General features: G+C 66.3%; 22 protein-coding genes and 5 tRNA genes. 5 read left to right on the top strand and 22 right to left on the bottom strand.

Features of this window, described 5'->3' with window-relative positions:
- Window positions 1-139: 139 nt before the first annotated feature.
- The 11 genes from rplA to VN11_RS03890 all read right to left on the bottom strand — a co-directional run bounded on the left by rplA (window position 140) and on the right by VN11_RS03890 (window position 6,568).
- Window positions 140-838, bottom strand: a complete 699-nt coding sequence (gene rplA / locus VN11_RS03940; protein ID WP_004154350.1) for a 50S ribosomal protein L1 — start codon at window positions 836-838, stop codon at window positions 140-142.
- 4 nt (window positions 839-842) lie between these two features.
- On the bottom strand, window positions 843-1,271 hold the full coding sequence (gene rplK, locus VN11_RS03935) for a 50S ribosomal protein L11 (protein ID WP_004145248.1): 429 nt from the start codon (window positions 1,269-1,271) through the stop codon (window positions 843-845).
- 291 nt (window positions 1,272-1,562) lie between these two features.
- Entirely contained in the window at window positions 1,563-2,123 is a 561-nt protein-coding gene (gene nusG, locus VN11_RS03930) for a transcription termination/antitermination protein NusG (RefSeq protein ID WP_004154362.1), read from the bottom strand.
- Between the two features lie 10 nt (window positions 2,124-2,133).
- A complete protein-coding gene (gene secE / locus VN11_RS03925) occupies window positions 2,134-2,547 on the bottom strand; it encodes a preprotein translocase subunit SecE (RefSeq protein WP_053448881.1) in 414 nt (137 codons plus the stop codon).
- Window positions 2,548-2,596: 49 nt separating this feature from the next.
- Window positions 2,597-2,672, bottom strand: a tRNA-Trp gene (locus tag VN11_RS03920).
- A 102-nt stretch (window positions 2,673-2,774) separates the two neighbouring features.
- The gene (gene tuf / locus VN11_RS03915) at window positions 2,775-3,965 is read right to left on the bottom strand and encodes an elongation factor Tu (RefSeq protein ID WP_004154360.1); all 1,191 of its coding nucleotides are present in this window, start codon (window positions 3,963-3,965) and stop codon (window positions 2,775-2,777) included.
- Between the two features lie 41 nt (window positions 3,966-4,006).
- Window positions 4,007-4,082: transfer RNA gene (locus VN11_RS03910), tRNA-Thr, on the bottom strand.
- Between the two features lie 49 nt (window positions 4,083-4,131).
- Window positions 4,132-4,205, bottom strand: a tRNA-Gly gene (locus tag VN11_RS03905).
- A gap of 24 nt (window positions 4,206-4,229) precedes the next feature.
- Window positions 4,230-4,315 (bottom strand) — tRNA-Tyr (locus VN11_RS03900).
- Window positions 4,316-4,452: 137 nt separating this feature from the next.
- The gene (locus tag VN11_RS03895; RefSeq protein ID WP_053448880.1) at window positions 4,453-5,469 is read right to left on the bottom strand and encodes an isoaspartyl peptidase/L-asparaginase family protein; all 1,017 of its coding nucleotides are present in this window, start codon (window positions 5,467-5,469) and stop codon (window positions 4,453-4,455) included.
- A gap of 79 nt (window positions 5,470-5,548) precedes the next feature.
- The gene (locus VN11_RS03890; RefSeq protein ID WP_053451247.1) at window positions 5,549-6,568 is read right to left on the bottom strand and encodes a cyanophycinase; all 1,020 of its coding nucleotides are present in this window, start codon (window positions 6,566-6,568) and stop codon (window positions 5,549-5,551) included.
- A gap of 170 nt (window positions 6,569-6,738) precedes the next feature.
- Between VN11_RS03890 and VN11_RS03885 the strand changes: the two genes are divergently transcribed.
- Window positions 6,739-9,477, top strand: coding sequence for a TonB-dependent receptor plug domain-containing protein (locus VN11_RS03885; RefSeq protein ID WP_053448879.1), 2,739 nt, complete (start codon window positions 6,739-6,741; stop codon window positions 9,475-9,477).
- 53 nt (window positions 9,478-9,530) lie between these two features.
- On the opposite strand, the gene VN11_RS03880 is transcribed toward VN11_RS03885, so the two are convergent.
- The 9 genes from VN11_RS03880 to VN11_RS03840 form a co-directional block, all read right to left on the bottom strand.
- The gene (locus tag VN11_RS03880) at window positions 9,531-10,169 is read right to left on the bottom strand and encodes a hypothetical protein (RefSeq protein WP_053448878.1); all 639 of its coding nucleotides are present in this window, start codon (window positions 10,167-10,169) and stop codon (window positions 9,531-9,533) included.
- A gap of 659 nt (window positions 10,170-10,828) precedes the next feature.
- Window positions 10,829-11,920: a redox-regulated ATPase YchF gene (gene ychF, locus VN11_RS03875; protein ID WP_008264918.1), complete on the bottom strand. Its 1,092-nt coding sequence runs from the start codon at window positions 11,918-11,920 to the stop codon at window positions 10,829-10,831.
- A gap of 140 nt (window positions 11,921-12,060) precedes the next feature.
- Window positions 12,061-12,639: an aminoacyl-tRNA hydrolase gene (gene pth / locus VN11_RS03870; protein WP_008268208.1), complete on the bottom strand. Its 579-nt coding sequence runs from the start codon at window positions 12,637-12,639 to the stop codon at window positions 12,061-12,063.
- A 48-nt stretch (window positions 12,640-12,687) separates the two neighbouring features.
- Window positions 12,688-13,305, bottom strand: coding sequence for a 50S ribosomal protein L25/general stress protein Ctc (locus VN11_RS03865; protein ID WP_008268775.1), 618 nt, complete (start codon window positions 13,303-13,305; stop codon window positions 12,688-12,690).
- A gap of 110 nt (window positions 13,306-13,415) precedes the next feature.
- On the bottom strand, window positions 13,416-14,375 hold the full coding sequence (locus VN11_RS03860) for a ribose-phosphate diphosphokinase (protein ID WP_005415400.1): 960 nt from the start codon (window positions 14,373-14,375) through the stop codon (window positions 13,416-13,418).
- Between the two features lie 140 nt (window positions 14,376-14,515).
- Window positions 14,516-14,592: transfer RNA gene (locus tag VN11_RS03855), tRNA-Gln, on the bottom strand.
- A gap of 11 nt (window positions 14,593-14,603) precedes the next feature.
- The gene (gene ispE, locus VN11_RS03850) at window positions 14,604-15,473 is read right to left on the bottom strand and encodes a 4-(cytidine 5'-diphospho)-2-C-methyl-D-erythritol kinase (protein WP_053448877.1); all 870 of its coding nucleotides are present in this window, start codon (window positions 15,471-15,473) and stop codon (window positions 14,604-14,606) included.
- Entirely contained in the window at window positions 15,470-16,129 is a 660-nt protein-coding gene (gene lolB / locus VN11_RS03845; RefSeq protein WP_053448876.1) for a lipoprotein insertase outer membrane protein LolB, read from the bottom strand. The genes ispE and lolB overlap by 4 nt, the downstream gene beginning before the upstream one ends.
- The gene (locus tag VN11_RS03840) at window positions 16,126-17,811 is read right to left on the bottom strand and encodes a tetratricopeptide repeat protein (RefSeq protein ID WP_187299798.1); all 1,686 of its coding nucleotides are present in this window, start codon (window positions 17,809-17,811) and stop codon (window positions 16,126-16,128) included. The genes lolB and VN11_RS03840 overlap by 4 nt, the downstream gene beginning before the upstream one ends.
- Window positions 17,812-17,874: 63 nt before the next feature.
- Here VN11_RS03840 and hemA point away from each other — a divergent pair, with 63 nt between their 5' ends.
- From hemA to ppk2, 4 genes are read left to right on the top strand one after another with little or no spacing between them, the layout of a single operon-like run.
- Entirely contained in the window at window positions 17,875-19,158 is a 1,284-nt protein-coding gene (gene hemA / locus VN11_RS03835) for a glutamyl-tRNA reductase (protein ID WP_053448874.1), read from the top strand.
- Complete coding sequence (gene prfA, locus VN11_RS03830) at window positions 19,136-20,218, top strand: peptide chain release factor 1 (RefSeq protein WP_053448873.1); 1,083 nt, start codon at window positions 19,136-19,138, stop codon at window positions 20,216-20,218. Before hemA ends, prfA begins: the two co-directional genes overlap by 23 nt.
- A 5-nt stretch (window positions 20,219-20,223) precedes the next feature.
- On the top strand, window positions 20,224-21,930 hold the full coding sequence (locus tag VN11_RS03825; protein ID WP_053448872.1) for a tetratricopeptide repeat protein: 1,707 nt from the start codon (window positions 20,224-20,226) through the stop codon (window positions 21,928-21,930).
- A 46-nt stretch (window positions 21,931-21,976) separates the two neighbouring features.
- Window positions 21,977-22,759 carry a polyphosphate kinase 2 gene (ppk2, locus tag VN11_RS03820; RefSeq protein ID WP_049455893.1) on the top strand — a complete coding sequence of 261 codons (783 nt, stop codon included), beginning with the start codon at window positions 21,977-21,979 and terminating at the stop codon, window positions 22,757-22,759.
- A 517-nt stretch (window positions 22,760-23,276) separates the two neighbouring features.
- Here the strand turns inward: ppk2 and VN11_RS03815 are convergent.
- Complete coding sequence (locus tag VN11_RS03815) at window positions 23,277-23,849, bottom strand: TlpA family protein disulfide reductase (protein WP_053448871.1); 573 nt, start codon at window positions 23,847-23,849, stop codon at window positions 23,277-23,279.
- A complete protein-coding gene (locus tag VN11_RS03810) occupies window positions 23,846-25,120 on the bottom strand; it encodes a YihY family inner membrane protein (protein ID WP_004154462.1) in 1,275 nt (424 codons plus the stop codon). Before VN11_RS03810 ends, VN11_RS03815 begins: the two co-directional genes overlap by 4 nt.
- Window positions 25,121-25,175: the final 55 nt, after the last annotated feature.

Genomic DNA, 25,175 nt, shown 5'->3' with positions numbered 1-25,175 from the left:
ATCGAGCTTCCGTGCCCGTCGCCGGTATTGCCACGACCGCGCCTGCGGTCTTTGACGGCTACCGCGGGCGATGCACTGCCAGCGATGCCTTCAAATGTCACGGTCACGGCACCCAGGGCACCGTGACCGCTTCAAACAATTACTTCAGGGTCAGCGACGACTGGTCGACGGTGACGCCCGGGCCCATCGTCGAGCTGACCGAAACCTTCTGCAGGTAGGTGCCCTTCGAGGTAGCCGGCTTGGCCTTGATCAGGTCCAGCAGCAGCGCGGTCAGGTTCGACTTCAGCGCGTCTTCGGCGAAGTCGGCCTTGCCGATGGTGCAGTGGATGATGCCGGCCTTGTCGGTGCGGTAACGGACCTGACCCGACTTGGCGTTCTTCACGGCTTCACCCGGGTTCGGGGAAACGGTGCCGACCTTCGGGTTCGGCATCAGGCCGCGCGGGCCCAGCACGGTGCCCAGCTTACCGACGACGCGCATGGCGTCCGGGGTCGCGATGACGACGTCGTAGTTCAGATCGCCGGCCTGCATCTTCTCGGCCAGGTCATCCATGCCGACGGCTTCGGCGCCAGCGGCCAGGGCTTCGTCAGCCTTGGCACCGGCCGGAGCGAACACGGCGACGCGGACCGACTTGCCGGTACCGGCCGGCAGCACGGTGGAGCCACGGACCTGCTGGTCGGACTTCTTCGCATCGACGCCCAGGCGCACGGCAACGTCGATCGACTCGACGAACTTGGCCTTGGTGGCGCTCTTCAGGATGTTGATCGCGTCCTCGAAGGCGTATGCCTTGCCCGGAACGACGGCGGCCTTGATGGCCTTCTCACGCTTGGTCTGTGCCATCTTATTAACCCTCCACCACGAGGCCCATGGAACGGGCAGAGCCAGCGATGGTACGCACGGCGGCGTCCAGGTCGGCGGCAGTCAGATCCGGTTCCTTCGCCTTGGCGATCTCTTCCAGCTGCTTACGGGTGACCTTGCCGACCTTCTCGGTGTTCGGGCGCTTGGAGCCCGACGAGATGCCAGCGGCCTTCTTCAGCAGGGTGGTAGCCGGGGTGCTCTTGGTGATGAAGGTGAACGTACGGTCCGAGTAGGCCGTGATGATCACCGGAACCGGCAGACCCGGCTCGAGCTTCTGCGTGGCAGCGTTGAACGCCTTGCAGAATTCCATGATGTTCAGACCACGCTGACCCAGCGCAGGACCGACCGGCGGCGAGGGGTTGGCCTGACCGGCCTTCACCTGCAGCTTGATGTAACCGACAACTTTCTTTGCCATGTGAGTGCTCTCCGGGTGCTAGCGCCTTTCGACAACAGGCTCCCCATCGGACCGGGAATCACGCGTCCCGGCATCGCGTTTTGAAATCATGCCGAAGGCCACCTTGCGGTGGCCTCGTCCTGCTGGCTGCTGGCTTCCCAGCGGGGAGCCGCGCACTATATCAGGTTTTTTCTTCACATGCCTGAAGCGGCACGTAAACGGAAGAAACCGGGCCAAGCCCGGTTTCCAGCTGTAGAGTCGAGCTTGCTCGACTGAACGGAAAGTCGAGCAAGCTCGACTCTACACGCCAGGTCAGACGGCCTTCTCGACCTGGCCGAACTCGAGCTCGACCGGGGTGGCACGACCGAAGATCAGCACCGAGACGCGCAGACGGCTCTTCTCGTAGTTGACCTCTTCGACGACGCCATTGAAATCGTTGAACGGGCCATCGGTAACGCGGACCATCTGGCCCGGCTCGAACAGCACCTTCGGACGCGGCTTCTCGACACCTTCCTGAACGCGATTCAGGATGGCTTCGGCCTCGGAATCGGCGATCGGCAGCGGACGATCGGCGGTACCGCCGATGAAGCCCATCACGCGCGGGGTCTCCTTGACCAGGTGCCAGCTTTCGTTGTCGATGCGCGGAATACCGGCTTCTTCGTGGGTCTCGATCTGGACCAGCACGTAACCCGGGAAGAACTTGCGCTCGGAACGGCGCTTCTGGCCAGCGCGCATCTCGACCACTTCTTCGGTCGGGACCAGGACGTCGCCGAAGCGCTCTTCCATGCCGTCACGGACGATGCGATCGCGCAGAGCCTGCGCCACCGACTTCTCGAAGCCCGAATAGGCGTGAACGACGTACCAACGCTTCATGCAATTCTCCTTAGCGGCTCAGGAACCACTGAGTCAGTTTCTGGATCAGGAAGTCGAAGCCACCCAGCAGCAGGCTGAGGATGAGCACCACGACGATCACGACCCACGTCATGCGGATGGCTTCCTGGCGCGTCGGCCAGACCACCTTGCGCAGTTCGAAGCGCGACTCGGAGAGGAATTCGCGGGTGTCGCGCCCCTTGCCGGTCAGCATGAACACGCCGATACCGCCAATCAGACCGACCACGACCGCCAACGCACGCAGCTGACCCGCCCACGCACCCAGCTGGGCGGCGCGACCGGAGTCGGCGGAGAACCAGAACCAGACGAACAGACCGGCCAGCACCAGCAGCGATGCGGCGACATACTTGACGATATCTCCACCGTGGGCGGAGTTGTCCTTGGAGTGTTCGATCTTGCTATTCATCCGGCTGTGTCTGCTTTAGCGGCCCAGGCCGCTGGATAAGGTGGGCAGATGGCACGCCAGGAGGGACTCGAACCCCCAACCTGCGGTTTTGGAGACCGCTGCTCTGCCAATTGAGCTACTGGCGTACGTTTAAAACTTGCCTTCCCTTAGACGGCGAAGGCGGACCGAGGTTCCCGGCCCGCCATTCGCGTAACCGGCGGCGCTATGCAACCACCGGTACTGCAGGCTTACTCGATGATCTTCGAGACCACGCCGGCGCCGACGGTACGACCGCCTTCGCGGATGGCGAAGCGCAGGCCTTCGTCCATTGCCACCGGGTTGATCAGGGTGACGACCATCTTGACGTTGTCACCCGGCATCACCATTTCGACGCCTTCCGGCAGTGCAGCTGCGCCGGTGATGTCGGTGGTACGGAAGTAGAACTGCGGACGGTAGCCGTTGAAGAACGGGGTGTGGCGGCCGCCTTCATCCTTCGACAGGACGTACACTTCGCCTTCGAACTTGGTGTGCGGCTTGATCGAACCCGGCTTGGCCAGGACCTGGCCACGCTCGACGTCGTCACGCTTGGTGCCGCGCAGCAGCAGGCCAGCGTTGTCGCCTGCCTGACCCTGGTCCAGCAGCTTGCGGAACATTTCAACGCCGGTCACGGTGGTCTTCTGCACCGGACGGATGCCGACGATTTCGATTTCGTCGCCAACCTTGATCACGCCGCGCTCGATACGACCGGTCACCACGGTGCCGCGGCCCGAGATCGAGAACACGTCTTCCACCGGCATCAGGAACGGCTTGTCGATTGCGCGCTCCGGCTCCGGGATCCAGCTGTCCAGGGCGTCGACCAGCTTCAGGATGGCCGGCACGCCGATGTCGCTCTGGTCGCCTTCCAGCGCCAGACGGGCCGAACCAGCGATGATCGGGGTGTCGTCGCCCGGGAAGTCGTACTTGCTCAGCAGCTCGCGCACTTCCATCTCGACCAGCTCGAGCAGCTCGGCGTCGTCAACCATGTCGGCCTTGTTCAGGAACACGACGATGTACGGCACGCCGACCTGACGCGACAGCAGGATGTGCTCGCGGGTCTGCGGCATCGGGCCGTCAGCGGCCGAGCACACCAGGATCGCGCCGTCCATCTGGGCGGCACCGGTGATCATGTTCTTGACGTAGTCAGCGTGGCCCGGGCAATCGACGTGGGCGTAGTGACGGACCGGGGATTCGTATTCGACGTGCGCGGTCGAGATCGTGATGCCACGCGCCTTTTCTTCCGGCGCGGCGTCGATCGAGGAGTAGTCCTTGAACTCGCCACCGAAGCGCTCGGCACCGATCTTGGTCAGTGCGGCGGTCAGCGTGGTCTTGCCGTGGTCGACGTGACCGATGGTGCCGACATTGACGTGCGGCTTGGTGCGCTCGAACTTACCCTTGGCCATGGCTGCTTATCTCGAATTCGTCTGAGAGGTGATGCTTAAGATGGTGCTCACGAAAGGAATCGAACCTTCGACCTCTTCCTTACCAAGGAAGTGCTCTACCGACTGAGCTACGTGAGCCGAGTTTTGCATTATGACATGAACTCGATAATATTCAAAGTTCATTCAATGGAGCGGGAGACGGGAATCGAACCCGCACCATCAGCTTGGAAGGCTGAGGTTCTACCATTGAACTACTCCCGCGCCGGGAATGTCACAACGTGAAACTGGTGGAGGGAGGTGGATTCGAACCACCGAAGGCGTAAGCCAGCAGATTTACAGTCTGCCCCCGTTGGCCGCTTGGGTATCCCTCCTTACCACCCCATTCCGTTGCCGCCGAAGCGTTGCGGTGTGTGGTGGTGAGCCGCTTATTCTGCTGATGGGATGGGGGCCTGTCAACGCTTTTTTCCATCTTTTTCACACGTTGTCGCAAACCCATTGATACGCAAGGTTATTGCCCCGGGACCGGCAGGGTCTCGCTGGCGAAAATTGCGACATGGGGTACACCATCGGCGCCGATCCAGCCCCGATACATCCCCTGGGTGTTGAACGGCGTGGCCATTTTTCCGTCTGCGGCCAGCACGATCGCACCACCGTCGCCGCCCATCTGCGGAATCGCCTCGTTGATCACGCCCTTGCCGGCCTGCTCCGGTGTCTGCCCCTGGTAGCGCATGCGTGCGCAGATCTCATGCGCGGCGGCGGTGCGGATGTAGTACTCGCCCCAGCCGGTGCCCGACACCGCGCAACGGGCATCGGCCCAGGTGCCGGCGCCGATGATCGGCGAGTCGCCCACGCGTCCGTAGCGCTTGTTGGTCATGCCGCCCGTGGAGGTGCCGGCGGCCAGGTGCCCCTGCGCGTCGAGCGCGACCGCGCCCACGGTTCCAAAGTGCTTCGCGGTCTCCAGGTCGGCATGTGCCTGGCCGCTGGCCTCTTCCTTCAACGCCCGCTGCAGCTGCTGCCAGCGCTTGTCGGTGCGGAAGTACGACGGGTCCACCAGCGGGATGCCCTGCTCGACTGCGAAGGCTTCGGCACCCTGCCCGACCATCATCACGTGCCTGGACTTCTGCATCACGGTCTGCGCCAGCTGGATCGGGTTGCGCACCCGCTGCACACCGGCCACAGCCCCTGCCGCCTGGCTTGCGCCATCCATTACCGCTGCGTCCAGCTCGTTGTGGCCGTCATGGGTGAACACCGCGCCCTTGCCGGCATTGAAGGTGGGATCATCCTCCAGCACGGTGATCGCCGCGGTGACCGCGGCCAGGGCCGGGCGCCCGGCCGCCAGTTCGGCGTGCCCCTTCAGCAGCGCGGCGCGCAGCGCTTCGCGTGCGGCCTTCTCCTCGGCCGGCGACAGATCCTTGCGCTCGACGCCGGCGCCGCCATGGATGACCAGCAGCGGCGAAGTGGCCGGTGCAGCCTGGGCAAGCAGGGGCAGGGACAGCAGCGCGGACAGCGCCAGACGCAGTTTCATCGGGTACGTCTCCAGCAGGGCAGAAGAAAGGATTGCACGGGTCGTGCCGGCCAACGGCCAGCACGAGCGGAAAGGAGCATCATTGGCGCACGACGTCGATCTCGCCGTCGCTGACATCGGCGACGGCCTGGTAGTCGGCCTCGGCCTCGAAGTCATCCAGCCGCATGCGGCTGCCACTGCCGACCACCGTCACCGGCACGGCATGGAACCGCAGCGGCTCGCCTTCGACCAGGCGGTCGGCATCACGCCCGGGGCTGACCACCCACACCTTGCCCTCGCCGTCGGCGCTGTAGACCTGGGCCTGGCCATCCGGCTCCACGCACAGCGCGGTGTCCTCGTCGACGCCGATACCGACGATGTCGGGGTCGCCACTGTCCTGCGCGGCACGGGCCACGAACACGATGAGGCGGCCAAGGCGGTCGCGCTTGTCGAAGTGGGTGTCGGTGACCACCCGCTGCAGGTAGGGCATCTCCAGGAAGCCGCTGTCCATCGTGACCGCGCTGCCCATCGGGTCGGCCAGCGCACCGGCGGAGGTGACACTGCCTCCGTCCATCGCGCCATAGGCATAACCACCGAGGATGGCCAGGCCTGCGCTGGTACCGGCGATCGGCTTGCCGGCACGTACGTGGGCATTGAGCGCGCGGTTGAGCGCGGTGCCCTTCCAGAAGCGGATGTAGCGCGACTGGTCACCGCCGGCGATGAAGATGGCATCGGCCGCTGCAACCACCCGCAGCACGGCCGGATCGTCGGCGCCGCGGCGGCTGTCGAAGACCAGGGTCTGCACCGCAGTAGTACCGCCAATCTCCCGGTACAGGCGTTCCTGCAGTTCGTCGCGGCCGGAGGCACGCAGAATCAACACGCGGCCATTGCCGGCCTGCCTGAGCCACCACTGGAATGCCTCCGGCACCCATTCGCCGCCGCCCATCAGCATCATCGCCGGCGCGCGCGGTCCGGGCCTCGGCGCCTCCAGGTCCCCCACTTCGTAGTAGGCGAAGCCGGGGCTCTGCAGATCCTGCGCCGGGGTGGCGAGCGGCCAGGCCAGAACCAGGCAGGCCAGCCAGACGAGGGGCCCTCGCAGGGCGCTGAGGAGGCGTCGCATCTTGATCTCCCTGAACAAAATCGACTTGCAAGCGTTTTCACTCTTTGCCAGATAGAAAGCCAGTAGTCAAGGACATAAAAAAGGCGTTAAATGCGCGCGCCCATTCCGGAAATCTGAATGGGGGACAGGGCCCCTCCTCTGCGGGCCGGCTTCATTTTCGAGAATTCCTCATGCGTAGAAAGGCGATGGCGTGGTCGATCCAGCTGGCGTTGATGGGCGTGGCTGCTTCCGCGGCGGCCCAGGCACCGGCTTCCTCTTCGGTTCAACAACTGGATGCGGTGCAGGTCACCGGTTCGCGCATTCCGCGCGCCCAGGTGGAAGGTCCCGCCCCGATCACTGTGATCAGCGCCGAGCAGATCCGTTCCAGCGGCTTCACCACCGTGCCGGACGTGCTGCGGTCGATGACCCAGAACGGCGGTGAGACCCAGAGCCAGCAATCGTCCAGCGGCGCCGACTTCTCGCCGGGCGCCCAGCAGGTGGACCTGCGCGGCCTTGGCCCGAACCACACGCTGGTGCTGGTCAATGGCCGTCGCATCGCCGACTTCCCGATGCCGTTCAAGGGCCGCAGCAACTTCACCGACGTCTCCAACATTCCGCTTGGCATGATCGAGCGCATCGAAGTGCTGACCGGCAGCGCTTCGGCCATCTACGGCTCCGACGCGATCGCCGGCGTGGTCAACTTCATCCTGAAGAAGAAGGCCGACGGCACCACGATCGACATGCGCATGGGCACCACCAGCGAGGGCGGTGGCGAGTCGTTCGACATGAGCCTGGCCAGCGGCTTCAGCCGCGGCAACTTCAACGCCGTGTACAGCGTTGAGCTGCAATCGCAGACCCCGTTGTGGGCCTATGAGCGCGACATCCAGGATTCAACCCAGGACGGCCCCACCGAGGGCTCGCGCATCGCGCGCCGCGCCTACCTGCGCACCGACTACAACGACGACTACCTGGACCCGGGCGCCGCTACCTGCGAGGCATTGGCCGGGCAGAACCAGGGCAGCACCTACCGCGCCTTCCGCCCGAAGTACGGCTACTACTGTGGCAGCGACGCGTCGATCGGCTACGGCACCATCCTCAGCAAGCGCCGCGGCGCCAATGGCTATGCGTCGCTGAGCTACGACTTCGACAACGGCCAGCAGTGGTTCGCCGACGTGCAGCTGGGTTACCACACGATGTCGCTGATGCGCGACGTCACCAAGTGGGGCCGGATGGATGCCAACGGTGACGAGTCGGGCTACTTCAACAACCAGGCCACCGGCGAAATCGAATTCTGGCAGCGCCAGTTCTCGCCCGAGGAAATGGGCGGCCTGCGCAATGCGATGGTGCGCAGCACGCAGAAGACCTTCAGCGTGACCACCGGCTTCAAGGGCAACCTGGCCGGCAACTGGGACTACGAGGCGGCGCTGAGCCACTCCCAGTACCAGTCGCGGATCAGCTGGGCGCAGATCATCGCATCCAAGGCCAATGACCTGTTCCTCGGCCCGCAACTGGGGGTGGACGATGACGGCTTCCCGATCTACAACGCCGACCCGTCGCGCCTGTATCGGCCGCTGACCCGCGCCGAGTACGATTCGATTGCCGCACGCACCACGTACTCGCCGAAGTCGCGCACCGAGACGGCCGCGCTCACCGTAACCAACTCGGCACTGTTCGGCCTGCCGGGCGGCGATGCCGGCTTTGCCGCGACCGTGGAAGTGGGCCAGCAGGCCTACGCGCTGAATCCCGATCCGCTGGCCACCCAGTACTACTACTACAGCTGGAAGGACTCGGACGGCCAGGGCTCGCGCAACCGCTGGGCCACGGCGGCCGAGCTGCGCATGCCGCTGCACGACACGGTCAACCTGAGCGTGGCCGGTCGCTACGACCAGTACCGCTATTCGGGCCACACCATCGGCAAGGCGACCTGGAGCGGCGGCCTGGAATGGCGCCCGATCGATACCCTGCTGGTGCGTGGTTCGTATGGCACCGCGTTCCGTGCACCGGACCTGCACTACGTGTTCGCCGGCCCGGGCAACGACGAGACCAGCGCCGAAGACCTGTACAGCTGCCGCCTTGAGGGCGCCAGCGACTGTTCGGATTACGAGCGCAACCTGATCCGCAGCCGCACCGGCAACCGCCAGCTCGACCCGGAAACCAGCACCTCGTGGAGCGCCGGCTTCGTCTGGTCGCCGGCAATCGGCCTGGACCTGTCGGTGGACTGGTTCGACATCGACATGCGCAAGCAGGTGCAGGACATGGACGTGCGCACGATCCTGGCCAGCGAGGCGAACTGCCGCCTGGGCAGCGCCGACATCAACTCGCCGACCTGCCTGGACGCGCTCGACCGCATCACCCGTACCAGCGACGGCCGCCTGTATGGCGTGCGCGTGGCGCCGATCAACGTCGCCCGCGAGTCCACCTCCGGCATCGACGTGGGCCTGCGCTACCGCCTGCAGACCGGGATCGGCGACTTCATCCTCAACGGCACCCACACCTGGGTGAAGAAGCACGATTTCCAGCGCTATCCGGGCGACCCGACCCTGGACCAGTTCGCGGTCAACAGCGGCTTCGACATCCCGCGCACCAAGACCAGCCTGAGCGTTACCTGGGAGAAGGACGCCTGGTCGGCCACGGTCTACGGCTCGCGCCTGGGCAAGCTGCCGACCTCGGACAACTACGACCAGGTGTTCAAGTGGGACAGCGGTGACAGCCCGTACGTGAAGGCAACCTACCGCTACAACGCGTCGCTGCAGTACCGCTTCGACGACCATTCGCGCCTGTCGCTGTCGGTGGTCAACGTGTTCAACAAGATGCCGCCGAAGGACGCCACGTACACCGCGTACCCGTACTACGACGTGTCCTGGTTCGACAGCGTCGGCCGCACGATCAATCTGCAGTACACCCACAAGTTCGGCGGCAGCGCGCTGTAAGCGCGGGCTGTACTGGATGCAGGAAGGACGGAGGCGCAAGCCTCCGTCTTTTTTTACAGAGTCGCCTCAGGCCCCGACTGCGCCGGCGCTGCAAAGCGCCAGAAAACGCGCACCACGCCCAGCATCTGCCCATGCAACTCGTCATACCGGGCGATGACCTCCGGCGGGAACGATACTCTGCCGCTTGCATCCAGCGGAACCGGCTCCCCCAGCGCGCGGGCCAGGTCGATGTAGAAGTGCGACATATCCCCGTACGGGCGCTTGCTGTCCATGAGCATCACCGCCCGCCCCAGCACCCGGGTGTTCATGCTTCGCAGCAGCAAAAGATGCTCCGATGTCACGGTGATCGCTTCGCCGCCGCCGGAGCCACCTGCGGCCTCGGCCAGCACATAGCTGCCGGGCTCAAGCATGCCCTCCAGCATGAAACTGGATGCGATCCGGGCGAGCCGTTCGGCAAAGGCCCTTTCCTCGTTGGCGCCTCGCCCAGATGACCCAGGGCAGATGCGAGCCAATGCTGCGTAGGCGATCAGCGCTTCCTCATCTGCAGCATCGACGGCGTCCAGGTAGATACCCTGGCTCTCGCTGAAGTCCGCTTCGGGCCGCAGCCATTTGCGCATTGCACTCAGCATGATGACCTCACTGCACTCTAGTGCTGCCGCGCTTCCTCCGACCTTCTCGGATCGCGCGACCATGGATCGATATCCATAAGCCAGAAGGAGGCCGACGAGAAGGATCGCAACTACCCACCAGTACGCTCGGGGTGCCATGGAGATTCTCCGGATAGCGCGCAGGCATGACATCGCGCGCCCGTATGAGTGGAAGGGTCAGCCGATAGTCTGAAGCAACACCATCCAGTGCTACATGCAATGAATCCGAAATTGATGGCTGCCATGGCATGTGGGTTTTCCACACCACGCGTGGAAAGCGATGGGAACTTGGTGTGGACAAGTGGCCGCGAGGCTTGCAGTGCAGGCGTTTCCACACGTGGTGATTTTTTATCCATCACCGTGATTGTTTTCCACACGGGACGTGGAGAGCGATGGGAACTTGATGTGGACAAGTGGGTGCGAGCATTGCGCCGCAGGTGTTTTGAGGCGCGGTGAATTTTTGTCCACGATTCGACCGCACTGATCGGGGTCGGAGCTCTTTCCTGCGGAAAGGGATCCGACCCCACGGTTTTCCACATTGGGCGTGGAAAGCGGTGGGGGTTTGGTGTGGACAAGTGCGTGCGAGCCTTGCACCGCAGCCGTTCCGGAGCATGGTCAATTTTTGTCCACGCCCGAAACCGATACCGGAAACGCAAACGCCCCGCACAAGGCGGGGCGTCCGGCGTCGATCCGATGCCGCTGGATCAGACGTTGAAGCGGAAGTGCAGCACGTCGCCTTCCTGCACGCGGTATTCCTTGCCTTCCAGGCGCAGGCGACCGGCTTCCTTGGCGCCAGCTTCGCCCTTGTACTTGATGAAGTCGTCATACGCGATGGTTTCAGCGCGGATGAAGCCCTTCTCGAAGTCGGTATGGATGACCGCGGCGGCCTGCGGGGCGGTGGCGCCCTTGCGCACGGTCCACGCGCGGACTTCCTTCACGCCGGCAGTGAAGTAGGTCTGCAGGCCGAGCAGGCTGTAGGCCGCGTTGATCACGCGGTTCAGGCCCGGCTCGCTCAGGCCGAGGTCGGCCAGGAAGGTGTCGCGGTCTTCGTCGTCGAGCTGGGACAACTCCTCTTCGATCGCCGCCGACACCGGCACCACCTGCGCGCCTTCGGCGGCAGCGTGGGCGCGCACGGCGTCCAGGTGCGGATTGTTCTCGAAACCATCTTCCAGCACGTTGGCGATGTACATCACCGGCTTCAGGGTCAGCAGGAACAGGTCACGGACCAGCGCCTTCTCTTCCTCGTCCAGGCCGACCGAACGGCCGGACTTGCCGTCGGACAGCGCGGCCTGCAGCTTGGCCAGCACCGGCTTGCGTGCCGCCGCTTCCTTGTCGCCACCCTTGGCGGCGCGCTCGGCGCGGTTCAGCGCCTTCTCGACGCTGTCCAGGTCGGCCAGGGCCAGTTCGGTATCGATGGTTTCGATGTCCGAGATCGGGTCGACCTTGTTGTTGACGTGGATGACGTCGGCGTTCTCGAAGCAGCGCACCACGTGGGTGATCGCATCGACTTCGCGGATATGGGCGAGGAACTTGTTGCCCAGGCCTTCACCGCTGGCGGCACCGGCCACCAGGCCGGCGATGTCGACGAACTCGACCGCGGTCGGAATGACCTTCTGCGGGTTGATGATCGCCGCCAGTTCGTTCAGGCGCGGGTCCGGCACCGGCACGATGCCGACGTTCGGTTCGATGGTGCAGAACGGGAAGTTCGCCGCGGCGATGCCCGCCTTGGTCAGCGCGTTGAACAGGGTCGACTTGCCGACGTTGGGCAGGCCGACGATGCCGCATTTGATACCCATGGGTGACAGCTCTCTGGGGTGAAAGTGATTGGGAAAGCAGCGGCATGGGTGCTGCTTTTCCAATCATTCTCCGTACCGACCAACGGTCGGTACCTACCGGCCGCCTGTTTCCGTACCAACCAACGGTCGGTACCTACCGTTTATTTCGGGGTGTGCAGCCGCTTCATCGCTTCGCTGAAATCACCCTGTACCGCCAGCGGCATCACGTCGATGGCATCGTCGATGGCGCGTGCGATCAGCACGTCATCGTCCTTGGACGGGCGTCCCAGCACCCAACCCACCACGCGGTCCTTGTGCCCGGGATGGCCGATGCCCACGCGCAGGCGATGGAACTTGCCGTGGCCGAGCAGGCGGATGGTGTCGCGCAGGCCGTTCTGGCCACCGTGGCCGCCGTCGAACTTCAGCCGCGCCACGCCGGGCGCCAGGTCCAGTTCGTCGTGGGCCAGCAGGGTTTCTTCCGGCTCGATCTTCCAGAACCGCTGGGCGGCGGTGACCGACTTGCCACTGAGGTTCATGAAGGTGGCGGGCTTGAGCAGCCACACCGTCTGCCCGGCGATCTCGACCTTGGCGGTCTCACCGAACAGCTTGCTGTCCACATTCCATCGCGCACCGGCCTTTTCAGCCAGGGCCTCAACGAAATGAAACCCGGCATTGTGCCGGGTCCGGGCGTGTTCCGATCCGGGGTTGCCCAGACCGACGATCAGTCGCAGTCCTGCCATGGTTCCTTCCAGAACGGTGCCTGCCCGAAGGCAGGCACCGTCACTGCATTACTCGGCAGCCGGAGCTTCAGCGTCGGCAGCGTCTTCCTTGCCGTGCTTGGCGGTGACGATCGCGTCGTCGTGGTCCTTGCCCAGCGCCAGGGCCGGGATTTCCACGCCCTTCGGCAGCTTGATGTTGGACAGGTACACCACGTCGCCAGCGGCCAGGTCAGCCAGGTCGACTTCGATCGACTCCGGCAGGTCCTTCGGCAGGCAGCTGATGGTCACTTCCTTCAGTTCGTGGGTGACCACGACGTCGGCAGCCTTGCCGGCCGGCGAGGTGTCTTCGTTGATGAAGTGCAGCGGGACCGAAGCGGTCAGGGCTTCGTTCTCGTTCACGCGCTGGAAGTCCAGGTGCATGATCAGCTGCTTGTACGGGTGGCGCTGCATGTCACGCAGCAGGACCTTCTGCACCTGGCCGTCCAGGTTCAGGTCCAGGATCGAGGCATAGAACCACTCGTTCTGCTGGGCCAGCCAGATTTCGTTGTGGTCCAGGCTGATGGCGACCGGCTCGGCGTTGCCGCCGTACACGATGGCCGGGATCACACCGGCGTGACGCAGGCGGCGGCTCGCACCCTTACGCTGCAGTTCACGCTTGGTGACCTTGATTTCATGGGTCTTCGACATTTTCGACTACTCAGGTTGTTGCCTTGCCTTGCGGCGTGGCGGTTGAAGATGCTTCCGCGACCAGAAGCATCCGGGACATGCCCCCACCGTTGCCGGCAGGGGCGAAAAACTCAATCGACGTACAGCGAGCTGACCGACTCGCCGAAGGCGATGCGGCGCATCGTTTCGGCCAGCATTTCCGCCACGCTCAGCTGGCGGATCTTGCTGCACACCCGCGCGGCGTCCTTCAGCGGGATGGTGTCGGTCACCACCAGCTCGTCGAGCTGGGAATTGGTGATGTTGTCCACCGCCGGGCCGGACAGCACCGCGTGGGTGCAGTAGGCGGCGACCTTGAGCGCACCGCGCGCCTTGAGGGCAGCGGCAGCGGCGCACAGGGTGCCGGCGGTATCGACGATGTCATCGACCATCACGCAGGTCTTGCCTTCGACGTCACCGATGATGTTCATCACGGTGGAGACGTTGGCGCGCGGACGGCGCTTGTCGATGATCGCCAGGTCGGCGTCATCCAGGCGCTTGGCCACCGCACGGGCGCGGACCACGCCGCCCACGTCCGGCGAGACGACGATCAGGTTCTCGGTGCCGTAGGCGCGCCAGATGTCGGCCAGCAGCAGCGGAGAGGCGTACACGTTGTCGACCGGAATATCGAAGAAACCCTGGATCTGGTCGGCGTGCAGGTCGACGGTCAGCACGCGATCAGCGCCAGCGGTGCTGAACATCTTGGCCGCCAGCTTGGCGGTGATCGGCACGCGCGAGGAACGCATGCGGCGATCCTGGCGCGAGTAGCCGAAGTACGGCACCACGGCGGTCACGCTGGCCACCGATGCGCGCTTGAGCGCGTCGATCAGCACCAGCAGTTCCATCAGGTTTTCCGCGCTCGGCGCGCAGGTCGGCTGGATCACGAACACGTCCTGCTTGCGGACGTTCTCTTCGATCTCCACCTGCACTTCACCATCGGAGAAGTGCGAGACCAGCGCCTTGCCCGGGCGAACCCCCAGTTCCTTGCAGATGTTCTGCGCCAGACGTTTGTTGGCGTTGCCGGAAAAGACCAGCAGGTTCGGGGACTCTTGCATCATGATTGTCTCGGGCGGGGACGAGTGGCGGGGATCCGGAGTCGGCAAGGACCCTCATGGACCCTTGCTGCTGACAACACCGCGGTTGTTTCCACGTCCCGCGCAGGCGATGCGCTGGAAGGCGCGGACACAGCCGCTATTGGCAGGGGCGGTAGGATTCGAACCTACGAATGCCAGGATCAAAACCTGGTGCCTTGGGCCTCTTGGCGACGCCCCTGCATTGATAAATCAGTGTTGCTCGAGTGCATCCAGCAGTGGCGAACGCGCAACGCCCGCTGCCACCCTTGCCCGCAACTCCTTCGGCAACTTCGACCGTCCCTGCTCTGCGGCAGCCTGCGATGCGAACTCGACGAAACAACCACTTCCCGAACCGGTCAGCCGCGCGGAGCCGATGCCGCTCAACGCTGCGAGCGCGGCCTCGACGGCAGGCTCACGGCGGCGCAGCACCGGTTCGAACGCGTTCCCGACCAGGGTCCCGGAAGCGAAGTCCTCTATTTTCGCCACTGGGCTGTCGCGCGTCAAATCCGGGTCTGCGAACAGGGCCGGCGTGGGAACATGAACGCCCGGCTCGACCACCACATACCAGGCCGGCGCCAGCGTGATCGGCTGCAGCCGCTCCCCCACCCCTTCGGCCCAGGCATTGCGGCCACGCACGAATACCGGCACGTCAGCCCCCAGGCGCAGGCCCAGCGCGGCCAGCGCGTCTTCGTCCAGGCCGGCCTGCCAGAGCCGGTTCAACACGACCAGTACGGTGGCCGCATCCGACGAGCCACCGCCGAAACCGCCACCGGCGGAAACATGCTTTTCGACGATGATGTCCGCGCCTTGCGCGACATTCGCCGCATCTTTCAGCAACCTGGCGGCACGCACCGCCAGGTCATCGGCCTCGGCCACGCCCGCCAGGCCGCCGCCCTGCCGACGCACCTGGCCGTCTTCACGCAGGCGCAGGCCAATGCGGTCCCCCCAGTCCAGCAGGCGGAACACGGTCTGCAGCTCGTGGTAGCCATCAGCCCGGCGGCCGGTGATGTGCAGGAACAGGTTCAGCTTGGCCGGGGCTGGCCACCAGGACCAGCCCGCGTCGTCGGCTGCACCATTCATGGTGCGCCCTGTCCCCACTGGTCCACCAGCAGGCGCACCTTGGCGTCGCCATTGCCGGCCTCGATCCGGCGCGGCAGCGCCGGGCGTCCGCCCTCGGCCGGGTACCAGTCCAGGTACTGCACCTGCCAGCCCATCTGCTGCATGCGGCGCGGCCGGCCTTCACCGTCACGCTCGACCTTCTCCGGACCGGCGGCATCGCCGGCCACCAGGCCACGGATCCAGTCCGGCAACTGGTTGACCGGGATGTCCCAGCCGGTCGCTTCCAGCAGCAGCTGCTGGGCGTCCTCGCCATCACGCGGCCCCCCGGCCAGTCCTTCCAGGCGGCCAGCCTCGGAATGGGTATCGCCGGTCAGCTTCCAGCTCTGCCGGGTCACCGGTGCGCTCAGCTCGACCACGTAGCGGCGCCCGTCCTGCTTCCAGTCGATGCGGCCACTGCCACCGTCCTTGCCCTTGCTGACCGCGACCCGGCCCTGGAAGGCCCAGTCCGGCTGTGCCTGCAGCGTCGCCACGCGCGCGGTCTCGGCCTGCGCCGCTTCGGCTGACACCGTCTCGACCACGGCCGGGGCCGGCGTCTTCTGCGTACCCACCGTCGTGCACGCGCTGACCGCCAGGCTCACGGCCGCCAACAGCAGCGACCGGATAAGGGAAACACTCATGGATTGAATTTCTCGCGGGCGCGCAGCAGCGCGCGGTTCTCGGGATCGAGCTTGGCCGCTTCCTCGAAGAAGTGGCGGGCCTCGTCATGCTTGCCCAGCACCCACAGCACCTCACCGACATGAGCGGCGATCTCCGGGTCCTTGGCCAGGGTCCAGGCACGGCGCAGCTGCACCAGGGCCTCTTCCTTGCGGCCCAGGCGATACAGCACCCAGCCGTAGCTGTCGACGATGGCCGCGTTGTCCGGCTCGGCCACGCGGGCACGGTCGATCAGCTCCAGCGCCTCCTGCAGACGGCCGGTACGGTCGGCCAGGGTGTAGCCCAGCGCGTTCAGTGCCGGCACGTTCTCGGGATCGGTCACCAGGATCTTGCGCAGGTCGGCCTCGGCACGCGGGATGTCGTCGCGGCGCTCCCAGGTGAGCGCACGGGCGTACAGCAGCCCGTTGTCATCCGGGTAGGCGGCCAGGCCGCGGGCCAGCGCATCCAGCTCGCCGGCGCTGTCGTCGGCGCGCTGGCGCAGCTCGGCCTCCAGCAGGTAGGCATCGCGGCGCACATCGTCGTCGACCACGGCGTCGGACTGGATGGCATGCACTTCATCCAGCGCCAGCGGCAGGCGCCCGGCCAACGCCTGCGCATTGGCCGCACGCAGGCGCGCCTCGCTCAGCTCATCGCCACCGGGCACGCTGTGATACCACTGCACCGCCTCGGGATAGCGCTTCAGGTACTCGGCGATCTTGCCCAGCAGCAGGCGCTGCGCCGGGTCCGGCTTCGCCGCCTGCCGCGACAGTTCGTTGTACAGGTTGGACAGCGCGGCCTTGTCACCCTGCTTGGCCAGCAGCGAGGCGCGCATGCCCCAGGTCTGCACGTCTTGCGGGCCGAACGCCAGCACGCGCTCGGCCGCGGACGGCTGGCCGAGGCTGTCGTAGGCGATGGCCACCGCGTTGCGCAGTTCCGGGTCCTGGCGGGTCTTCGGCTCGACGTCGTGCAGCAGCGACAACGCCTTGTCGGTCTCGCCGGCCTGCTGCAGCTGGCTGGCGCGCAGCAGCGCCACGCGCGGCTCCTCGGGGAACCGCTTGACCACTTCGTCGATCATGCGCCGCGCCAGCTCGGGCTTGTCCATGCGCAGGGCCAGGCGGCCAAATTCCTGCCAGGCCTCGATCTTCGGCGGAATGGCGTTGGCATCGACCAGCTCCCCCAGCACCTGCGCCGGCACCGCCGGATCGCGGCCACCGCCGATCAGCGCGGCCAGGGCGAACTTCCAGCCACGTTCATCAGGGTCGGCCAGCAGGGCCTGCAACTCGGCGCGGGCGGCCTTCACATCGCCCTGGCGCATGGCCAGCGCACCGGCGGCACTGCGCATGGTCAGCGAGCTGGGCGCGCGCTGCTGCCACAGGGCCAGGCCCTTGGCGGCGCTGGCATCGTCGTTGGCGAGCATGGAAATGCGGGTGGCACGCTCGGCCAGGCCGGCATCGCCGTCGGTCTGCTGGGCCGCCTGCAGGTACCCGCGTGCGGCCTCGGCCAGCTTGCCGGCCTGCAGCGCGAACTCACCGGCCATCACCGGTTCCAGCGCCAGTTCCTCAGTGGCCGCGGCCCGTACGGGGGCCTTGGCCGGCACCGCCGCCAGGGCCTGGCCGCAGGCCAGGGACAGCAGCAGAACACTGGGGATGCGAATCAATGCGGGCATCGTCGGCATCGGGGCCTTAAAATGTCGTCCAATGGCCAGCAGCTTATCGCAAGCAACTGAACAATGACCCTGTGGGTGCTCGGACTGAATCACCAGACCGCACCGGTAGAGCTGCGCGAGCGCGCGGCCTTCGCCGGTGAGGCGTTGCCGCGCGCGCTCGGTTCGCTGCGCGATACCCCGCAGATCGCCGAGGCAGTGCTGCTGTCCACCTGCAACCGCACCGAGCTGTACGCCGTGGCCGATTCGGCGCAGGCGCTGGACCAGTGGCTGCATGCCCAGGCCGGCGACCTGCAGGGTTACCTGTACCAGCATGCCGACGCCGATGCGGTGCGCCACCTGTTCCGGGTTGCCACCGGGCTGGATTCGATGGTGCTGGGCGAACCACAGATCCTGGGCCAGGTGAAGGATGCCTGGTCGACCGCGCGTGATCACGGCCTGCTCGGCCAGCGCCTGGACCGCCTGTTCCAGCAGACCTTCTCGGTGGCCAAGCGCGCCCGCACCGATACCCAGGTCGGCGCCAATCCCGTCTCGGTGGCGTCGGCTGCGGTGCGCCTGGCACAGAACGCGTTCGCGCGCCTGGACGATTCCACCGTGCTGCTGGTCGGTGCCGGCGAGACCATCGAACTGGCCGCGCGGCACCTGAGTGAAGGCAAGGTACGGCGGCTGCTGATCGCCAACCGCACCCTCGCCCACGCGCAGGAACTGGCCACCCGCCATGGCGGGGTGGCCCTGCCGCTGACCGAACTGGACCGCCATCTGGGCGAGGCCGATGTGGTGTTCTCGGCCACCGCCGCACGCGAACCGGTGATCCATCGCGAGATGGTGGCCAAGGCCCTGCGCGCGCGCCGGCACAAGCCGATGCTGCTGTTCGACCTGGCCGTGCCGCGCGACATCGAGGCCGAGGTCGGCACGCTCAATGACGCCTTCCTCTACACCGTCGACGACCTCGAACGCGCGGTGGAAGACAACCGCCGTGGCCGCCGCGAGGCGGCCGCCGAGGCCGAAGCCATCATCGACCTGCAGGTATCGCGCTTCATCGAGACCCAGCAGGCCAGCGCCCACCAGGCACCGCTGCGGCAGCTGCGCGCATTCGGCGAGGCCACCCGCACCGAGCTGCTGGAGCGCGCCCGCCAGCAGCTGGCCAACGGCAAGCCGGCCGACGAAGTACTGGAACTGCTGGCCCACGGCCTGACCAACCGCTTGCTGCATCCACCGACCGCTGCCCTGCGCGCCGCCGCGCTGAGCGGCGATGCCGACCTGACCCGCGCCGCCGAGCGCCTGTTCCCGGCCACGCCGGGTTACCGCCACCCACCCGTGAGACCCGATGACGCCGACCCTGCGCCGTAAGCTGGAAGCGCTGGCCGAGCGCCGCGAAGAACTGGAACGCCTGCTCGCCGAACCCGATGTGGTCGCCGACAACACCCGTTTCCGCGACCTTTCGCGCGAATTCGCCCAACTTGAACCGGTCGCTGCCGCACTCGCCGATGAGGCCCGCGCCAAGGCCGACCTGGCCGCCGCCGAAGGCATGCGCGCCGACCCCGACCTGCGCGAGCTGGCCGACGAGGAAATCGCCGCCGCGCAGACGCGCCTGCAGCAACTGGAACAGGAGCTGGCGCTGCTGCTGGTACCGCGCGACCCGCGCGACGAAGGCAACCTGTTCCTGGAAGTGCGCGCTGGCACCGGCGGCGACGAAGCGGCGATCTTTGCCGGCGACCTGTTCCGCATGTACGCCCGCTACTCCGAGCGCCAGGGCTGGAAGGTCGAGATTGAATCGGACAACCCGGGTGAACACGGCGGCTACAAGGAAGTGGTGGCGCGCGTGGTCGGCCGTGGTGCGTTCTCGCGCCTGAAATTCGAATCGGGCACGCACCGCGTGCAGCGCGTACCGGCCACCGAATCGCAGGGCCGCATCCACACCTCGGCCGCCACCGTGGCGATCATTCCCGAGGCCGACGAAGTCGATGACATCGTCATCAACCCGGCCGACCTGAAGGTGGACACCTTCCGCTCCTCCGGTGCCGGTGGCCAGCACGTCAACAAGACCGAATCGGCCATCCGCATCACCCACGTGCCGACCGGCGTGGTGGTGGAATGCCAGACCGAACGCAGCCAGCACGCCAACCGCGACAAGGCGATGAAGCGCCTGAAGGCGCAGCTGCTCGACGCCGAACGCCAGCGCCAGGACGCGGCGCAGGCCGAGTCGCGGCGCCTGCAGGTCGGCAGTGGTGACCGCAGCCAGCGCATCCGTACCTACAACTTCCCGCAGGGGCGGATCACCGACCACCGCGTGGAAGGCCTGACCCTGTACGACCTGCCCAACATCCTGGCCGGCGACCTCGACCCGCTGCTGCAGCGGCTCAGCCACGAACACCAGGTCGACGCCCTGGCCCAGCTGTCGGCGGGCTGAGTCGCATGTCCGCCTGGCAGCAGCGGCAGCACCTGCAACAGGCGATCGCGCGCCAGCCCAGCGATTTCGTCGCCTGGGTGATGCTGGCCGACCTGGAACTGGAAGCCGGCGACATCGCCGCCGGCGAGCAGGCCGCACGACGCGCGCTGCAGCTGCGCCCGAACCATCCCGAAGCGCTGGCGCGCCTGGGTCGCGTGGCATGGATGGCCGGCGCGCATGCCGACGCCGCGACGCTGCTTGGCCAGGCTGCCGCTCTGGCACCGCAGCACCCGGGCATCGCGCTGTGGCTGGGCCACGCGCTGGAAGATGCCGATGATGCCGAAGGCGCGGCGGCGGCGTATCGACGCGCGCACGCACTGATGCCGTCCGAGCCGTACATCGCCGCACAACGCCTGGCCTGGCAGCGTCGCCTGTGTGACTGGCAGGACGTGGACGCAATGGCCGCGCAGGTGCGCAGTGCACTTGCCTCCGGACAAGGCGTGGTCGAACCGTTCGCCTTCCTCAGCGAAGACGCTTCCGCCGCCGAGCAGCTGGCCTGTGCGCGCGCGCGTGCATCCGCCGTAGCCGCTTCGGTGCGACCGCTGCCACCGGTAACGGTGCGTACCCAGGGCCCGCTGCGGGTTGGTTTCCTCTCCAACGGATTCGGCGCCCATCCCACCGGGCTGCTGACCGTGGCCCTGTTCGAGCAGCTGCGCGACGACCCTGCGCTGCAGCTGCATCTGTTCGCGCTGAACCGCGACGATGGCAGCCGTATCCGCCAACGACTGCAGGTGGCGACGCAACTGCACGACGTGGCCGGCCTGCGTCATGCCGACACGGCCACCCGCATCCGCGGGCAGGGCATCGACCTGTTGTTCGACCTGCGCGGCTGGGGTGGTGGCGGCACGCCGGAGGTGCTGGCCATGCGCCCTGCCCCGCTGCAGCTGAACTGGCTGGCCTATCCAGGCACGTCCGGAGCGCCGTGGATGGATGCAGTGATCGGTGATGACTTCACCCTTCCGCCATCACTGCAACCGCACTACAGCGAACGCGTGCTGCGCCTGCCCCGCGCCTTCCAGCCTTCGGACAACACCCGTGTGCTGGAGTCCGCACCGACGCGTGCCGAGTGCGGCCTGCCCGAACGCGGCGTGGTGTTCTGCTGCTTCAACAACAGCTACAAGCTCAACCCGCGCAGCATGGGCCGCGCCTTCGCCGTACTGCAGGCGGTGCCTGGCAGCGTGCTGTGGCTGCTGTGCGGCCCGGGCCAGGCCGATGCACGGCTGCGGGCGGCTGCGCAGAACGCGGGCCTGGACCCGGCACGCCTGGTGTTCATGGCCAAGTTGCCGCATCCGCAGTACCTGGCCCGCTATCAGCTGGCCGATCTGTTCCTCGACACGCATCCGTACAACGCCCACACCACCGCCTCCGATGCGCTCTGGGCCGGCTGCCCGGTGCTGACCTGCCCCGGCGACACCTTCGCCGCGCGGGTGGCCGGCAGCCTCAACCATCACCTCGGCCTGGCCCGGATGAACGTCGCCGATGATGCAGCGTTCATCGCCACCGCCAGTGCGTTGGGCAACGACCCGGCGGCGCTGGCCGCGCTGCGCGCCGAGCTGGCGCAGGCACGCGAACACAGCGGCCTGTTCGACATGGCCGGCTTCGCCCGCGACCTGTCAGCGCTGCTGCAGAGGCTGGCCGGTGAGCACGGCTGGCGCGGCGTCGACAGAACCTGAGCACCACCTGCGCTACGCTCGGGCTTCCTTCCCGCGTGGTGTGACGATGGCAAAGCTCAAGCGCAAGGAGTACGACGAACTGCTGCTGCCGCTGCAGCTGGAACTGACCGCGATGGCGCGCTGGGTGCAGCACAGTGGCCAACGCCTGCTGGTGCTGTTCGAAGGCAGGGATACGGCGGGCAAGGGTGGCGCGATCCAGGCCATCAGCCAGCATCTCAACCCCCGCCAGTGCCGGGTGGTGGCCTTGCCCAAGCCCACCGACCGTGAGGCCACGCAGTGGTATTTCCAACGCTATGCATCGCACCTTCCCGCCGCCGGCGAGATCGTGCTGATGGACCGCAGCTGGTACAACCGCGCCGGCGTCGAGCGGGTGATGGGGTACTGCAGCGAGACCGAGTACCAGCAGTTCCTGCGCCAGGCGCCGGTGTTTGAACAGCTGCTGGTGGACGACGGCATCCTGTTGTTCAAGTACTGGCTGTGCGTGGACCAGGAGCAGCAGGAAAAGCGCTTTGCCGAGCGCCACATCGATCCACTGAAGGGCTGGAAGCTGTCGCCGGTCGACCTGAAGTCACGCAGCAAGTACAGCGCCTACACCGAAGCGCGCGAGGCGATGCTGCGCGCCACCCATCGCGAAGGCGCGCCGTGGACGCTGGTGGATTTCAACGACCAGCGGCTGGGCCGGCTGACCCTGGTGCGCAACCTGCTGGACCGGTTGCCGGACACGCGGGTGGATGCGCCGTTGCCGGAACTGCCGAAGCTGAAGGGCAAGCTGCATCGCGAGCACTACGATGTGCTGAAGCCGATCGAGGATTTCCCGGTCGAGGAATAGGGTTTGTTCGGCAGGGCTGCGCCCTGCACCTGCAGAAGCCTTCAAGCAACGGCCGAAGCAACAGCAGAAGCAGGCATTACGTGGGATGGCGGGGCGGTGCCGGAGTGCGGGGACGCCGTGAACCCATCCCTGGGGGCTTGGCCGCGGCATCCATGCCGCGGACACCCCGCACTCCGACACCGCCCCACCTCTGACAGATTTCTGCGATCTGATGGATCCACTCTGTGTGTGGATGAATCCCAATCAAAATCGAATATTTCGATATCTGTGAGATCTGAGCCGAGCATGGCTCGGCTCTACAGAAGAGCGGGCAGATCGCCGAGATCTGTCGAAGGCGGGGTGGGTCCGGTTGCGGGAGTGTCCGCGGCATGGATGCCGCGGCCAAGCCCCCATGGATGGGTTTACGGCGTCTCCCGCAACCGGACCCACCCCGCCATCCCACGGAATGCGCGCTTTTGACGTTGACGTTGACGTTGATCCAGCGGGTGCAGGGCTGCGGGCCCTGCCGGCCCACCCGCTACTTGGAAGCGGCGATCTGCTTTTCGATGTCGGCGGCGGTCACCGGGCCAAGGAAGCTGTGCGCCAGCTTGCCCTGCGGATCCAGCAGATGCGTCAGCGGCAGCCCACGCGGGGTGGCGAAATCGGCCGGCGGATCGAACGGATCCACGATCACGATCGGGTAGGTCACCGGATGCTTGGTCAGGAACGCCTGCATCTCGGGCGCCTCGATGTCCTCATAGGCCAGACCGACCACCTCGATGTTGCTGCGCATCGCATGCAGCGCCGACAGCTCCGGCATCTCCTTGCGGCACGGCGCGCACCAGGTCGCCCAGAAATTCACCACCACCCACTTGCCACGATGCGCGGCCAGGTCGTACTCGCTGCCATCCACCGCCTTCATCTTCAGCGCCGGGAACTCGGCGGTGGTGCGTTCGGCCGGGGTCTCCTCGACCGGTGCAGGCGTGCTCGGTGTCGGTGCCTGCGCCGGCGGCTGGCTGCTGGCCGGGGCCGGTTCCTGCGCCGGCTTGCAGGCGGCAAGGGCCAGCGCCAGGGCCAGTGGGAGCAGCAGCAACGGGGTCTTGCGGGTCATGGCGTGTCTCCAGAATCAGTATAGATATCGCTGACCTTGCGCTTGAGGCGTTCGCGCAGGGGCAGTCGCAGGTCGTCCAGTGCCGCCAGGGCGGCCCGGCCCAGGCTGTCGTCGCGGTACGGCAGGTGCTGCTCGGCTACCGGGATGCGCAGCTGGGTGCATTCGTACAGATCGGCCAGGCTGACCTGGTCCAGGTCGCGCGACAGCAGCCACTCGCCTTGCTCGTCGCGGCGCAGCAGGCCGATCTCCTGCAGGTTGCAGGCCAGGTCATGCAGCAGGGAGTCCGTCAGCATCGGCTCCAGCCGCAGGATTTCATCATCGGCCAGGCCCCTGCCCTTCAAGCGTGCATGGTGGAAGCGGCCGAGCAGGCGCAGCAGGCCGTAGAACTCGTAACCCTGCGGCAGCCGCAGCTCCACCGGCTGGTAGCGGAAGGCGGCCATCGACGAGGACAACGACGCGCCCAGCAGCACGGCCACCCAGCACAGGTAGATCCACAGCAGCAGGATCGGCACGAAGGCGACCGTGCCATACAGCTTCTGGTAGGACTGGAAGCTGCCCAGGTAGGCGCCGATGCCCCACTTCACCAGTTCCAGGATCACCGCGGCCAGGATCGCGCCGGGCACCGCGTGCCGCCATTTCACGGTGTGGTGCGGCACCACCCGGAACATCAGCGTGATGCACACGAACTCGATCAGGATCGGCGCCAGCCGCAGTGCCAGTTCGGCCAGCCAGCGGCCCTCCTGGGTACCGAACAGCGGCATCGCGAACACCCGCGCCGATACCGCCAGCGAAGCGGCGGCGAGCATCGCGCCCAGGGTCAGCACGGTCCAGTAGACCAGGAAGCGGGTCAGCTTGGGCCGGGTCGAGCCGACCCGCCAGATCTGGTTGAAGGTTTCTTCAACGCTGTTGAGGGTGATCAGCAGCGACACCACCAGCGCGATGAAACCGGCCGCGGTCAGCTGGCCGGCACTGGCCGAGAACTGGCGCAGGTAGCCCTCGGCCGCACGCGCGGCATTGGGTACGAAGTTGGAGAAGACGTAATCGCTGAGCTGATCGCTCCAGCGGTCGAAGACAGGGAAGGCCGAGAGCACGCCGAACACCACGATCGCCAGCGGCACCAGCGCGAACACCGTGGTGTACGCCAGCGCCGCCGCTGCCTGGAACAGGCGGTCGTCGAGGAAGCGATGCCACAGGAAGCGGCCGAAACTGATGGCCCGTGCGCGATCCCGCGCGCGCTCCATCCACAGGTTGAGCGTATCCAAAGGTTCCATCGGCGAAAGGGTACCCGATGCGGAATGCTCGCAGGATAGCCATACTGGTGGCCAG

The sequence above is a fragment of the Stenotrophomonas maltophilia genome (assembly GCF_001274595.1).
In the GTDB taxonomy this organism is placed as follows: domain Bacteria; phylum Pseudomonadota; class Gammaproteobacteria; order Xanthomonadales; family Xanthomonadaceae; genus Stenotrophomonas; species Stenotrophomonas forensis.
The sequence above is the reverse complement of the archived record's forward strand: the minus strand, read 5'-3'. Positions and strand labels throughout refer to the sequence as shown.

What these genes read in the sequence shown, in the direction of transcription:
- rplA (WP_004154350.1), bottom strand. Translation starts at nt 838, where the DNA reads ATGGCACAGACCAAGCGTGAGAAGGCCATCAAGGCCGCCGTCGTTCCG.
- rplK (WP_004145248.1), bottom strand. Translation starts at nt 1,271, where the DNA reads ATGGCAAAGAAAGTTGTCGGTTACATCAAGCTGCAGGTGAAGGCCGGT.
- nusG (WP_004154362.1), bottom strand. Translation starts at nt 2,123, where the DNA reads ATGAAGCGTTGGTACGTCGTTCACGCCTATTCGGGCTTCGAGAAGTCG.
- secE (WP_053448881.1), bottom strand. Translation starts at nt 2,547, where the DNA reads ATGAATAGCAAGATCGAACACTCCAAGGACAACTCCGCCCACGGTGGA.
- tuf (WP_004154360.1), bottom strand. Translation starts at nt 3,965, where the DNA reads ATGGCCAAGGGTAAGTTCGAGCGCACCAAGCCGCACGTCAATGTCGGC.
- VN11_RS03895 (WP_053448880.1), bottom strand. Translation starts at nt 5,469, where the DNA reads ATGAAACTGCGTCTGGCGCTGTCCGCGCTGCTGTCCCTGCCCCTGCTT.
- VN11_RS03890 (WP_053451247.1), bottom strand. Translation starts at nt 6,568, where the DNA reads ATGCGACGCCTCCTCAGCGCCCTGCGAGGGCCCCTCGTCTGGCTGGCC.
- VN11_RS03885 (WP_053448879.1), top strand. Translation starts at nt 6,739, where the DNA reads ATGCGTAGAAAGGCGATGGCGTGGTCGATCCAGCTGGCGTTGATGGGC.
- VN11_RS03880 (WP_053448878.1), bottom strand. Translation starts at nt 10,169, where the DNA reads ATGGTCGCGCGATCCGAGAAGGTCGGAGGAAGCGCGGCAGCACTAGAG.
- ychF (WP_008264918.1), bottom strand. Translation starts at nt 11,920, where the DNA reads ATGGGTATCAAATGCGGCATCGTCGGCCTGCCCAACGTCGGCAAGTCG.
- pth (WP_008268208.1), bottom strand. Translation starts at nt 12,639, where the DNA reads ATGGCAGGACTGCGACTGATCGTCGGTCTGGGCAACCCCGGATCGGAA.
- VN11_RS03865 (WP_008268775.1), bottom strand. Translation starts at nt 13,305, where the DNA reads ATGTCGAAGACCCATGAAATCAAGGTCACCAAGCGTGAACTGCAGCGT.
- VN11_RS03860 (WP_005415400.1), bottom strand. Translation starts at nt 14,375, where the DNA reads ATGCAAGAGTCCCCGAACCTGCTGGTCTTTTCCGGCAACGCCAACAAA.
- ispE (WP_053448877.1), bottom strand. Translation starts at nt 15,473, where the DNA reads ATGAATGGTGCAGCCGACGACGCGGGCTGGTCCTGGTGGCCAGCCCCG.
- lolB (WP_053448876.1), bottom strand. Translation starts at nt 16,129, where the DNA reads ATGAGTGTTTCCCTTATCCGGTCGCTGCTGTTGGCGGCCGTGAGCCTG.
- VN11_RS03840 (WP_187299798.1), bottom strand. Translation starts at nt 17,811, where the DNA reads ATGCCCGCATTGATTCGCATCCCCAGTGTTCTGCTGCTGTCCCTGGCC.
- hemA (WP_053448874.1), top strand. Translation starts at nt 17,875, where the DNA reads ATGACCCTGTGGGTGCTCGGACTGAATCACCAGACCGCACCGGTAGAG.
- prfA (WP_053448873.1), top strand. Translation starts at nt 19,136, where the DNA reads ATGACGCCGACCCTGCGCCGTAAGCTGGAAGCGCTGGCCGAGCGCCGC.
- VN11_RS03825 (WP_053448872.1), top strand. Translation starts at nt 20,224, where the DNA reads ATGTCCGCCTGGCAGCAGCGGCAGCACCTGCAACAGGCGATCGCGCGC.
- ppk2 (WP_049455893.1), top strand. Translation starts at nt 21,977, where the DNA reads ATGGCAAAGCTCAAGCGCAAGGAGTACGACGAACTGCTGCTGCCGCTG.
- VN11_RS03815 (WP_053448871.1), bottom strand. Translation starts at nt 23,849, where the DNA reads ATGACCCGCAAGACCCCGTTGCTGCTGCTCCCACTGGCCCTGGCGCTG.
- VN11_RS03810 (WP_004154462.1), bottom strand. Translation starts at nt 25,120, where the DNA reads ATGGAACCTTTGGATACGCTCAACCTGTGGATGGAGCGCGCGCGGGAT.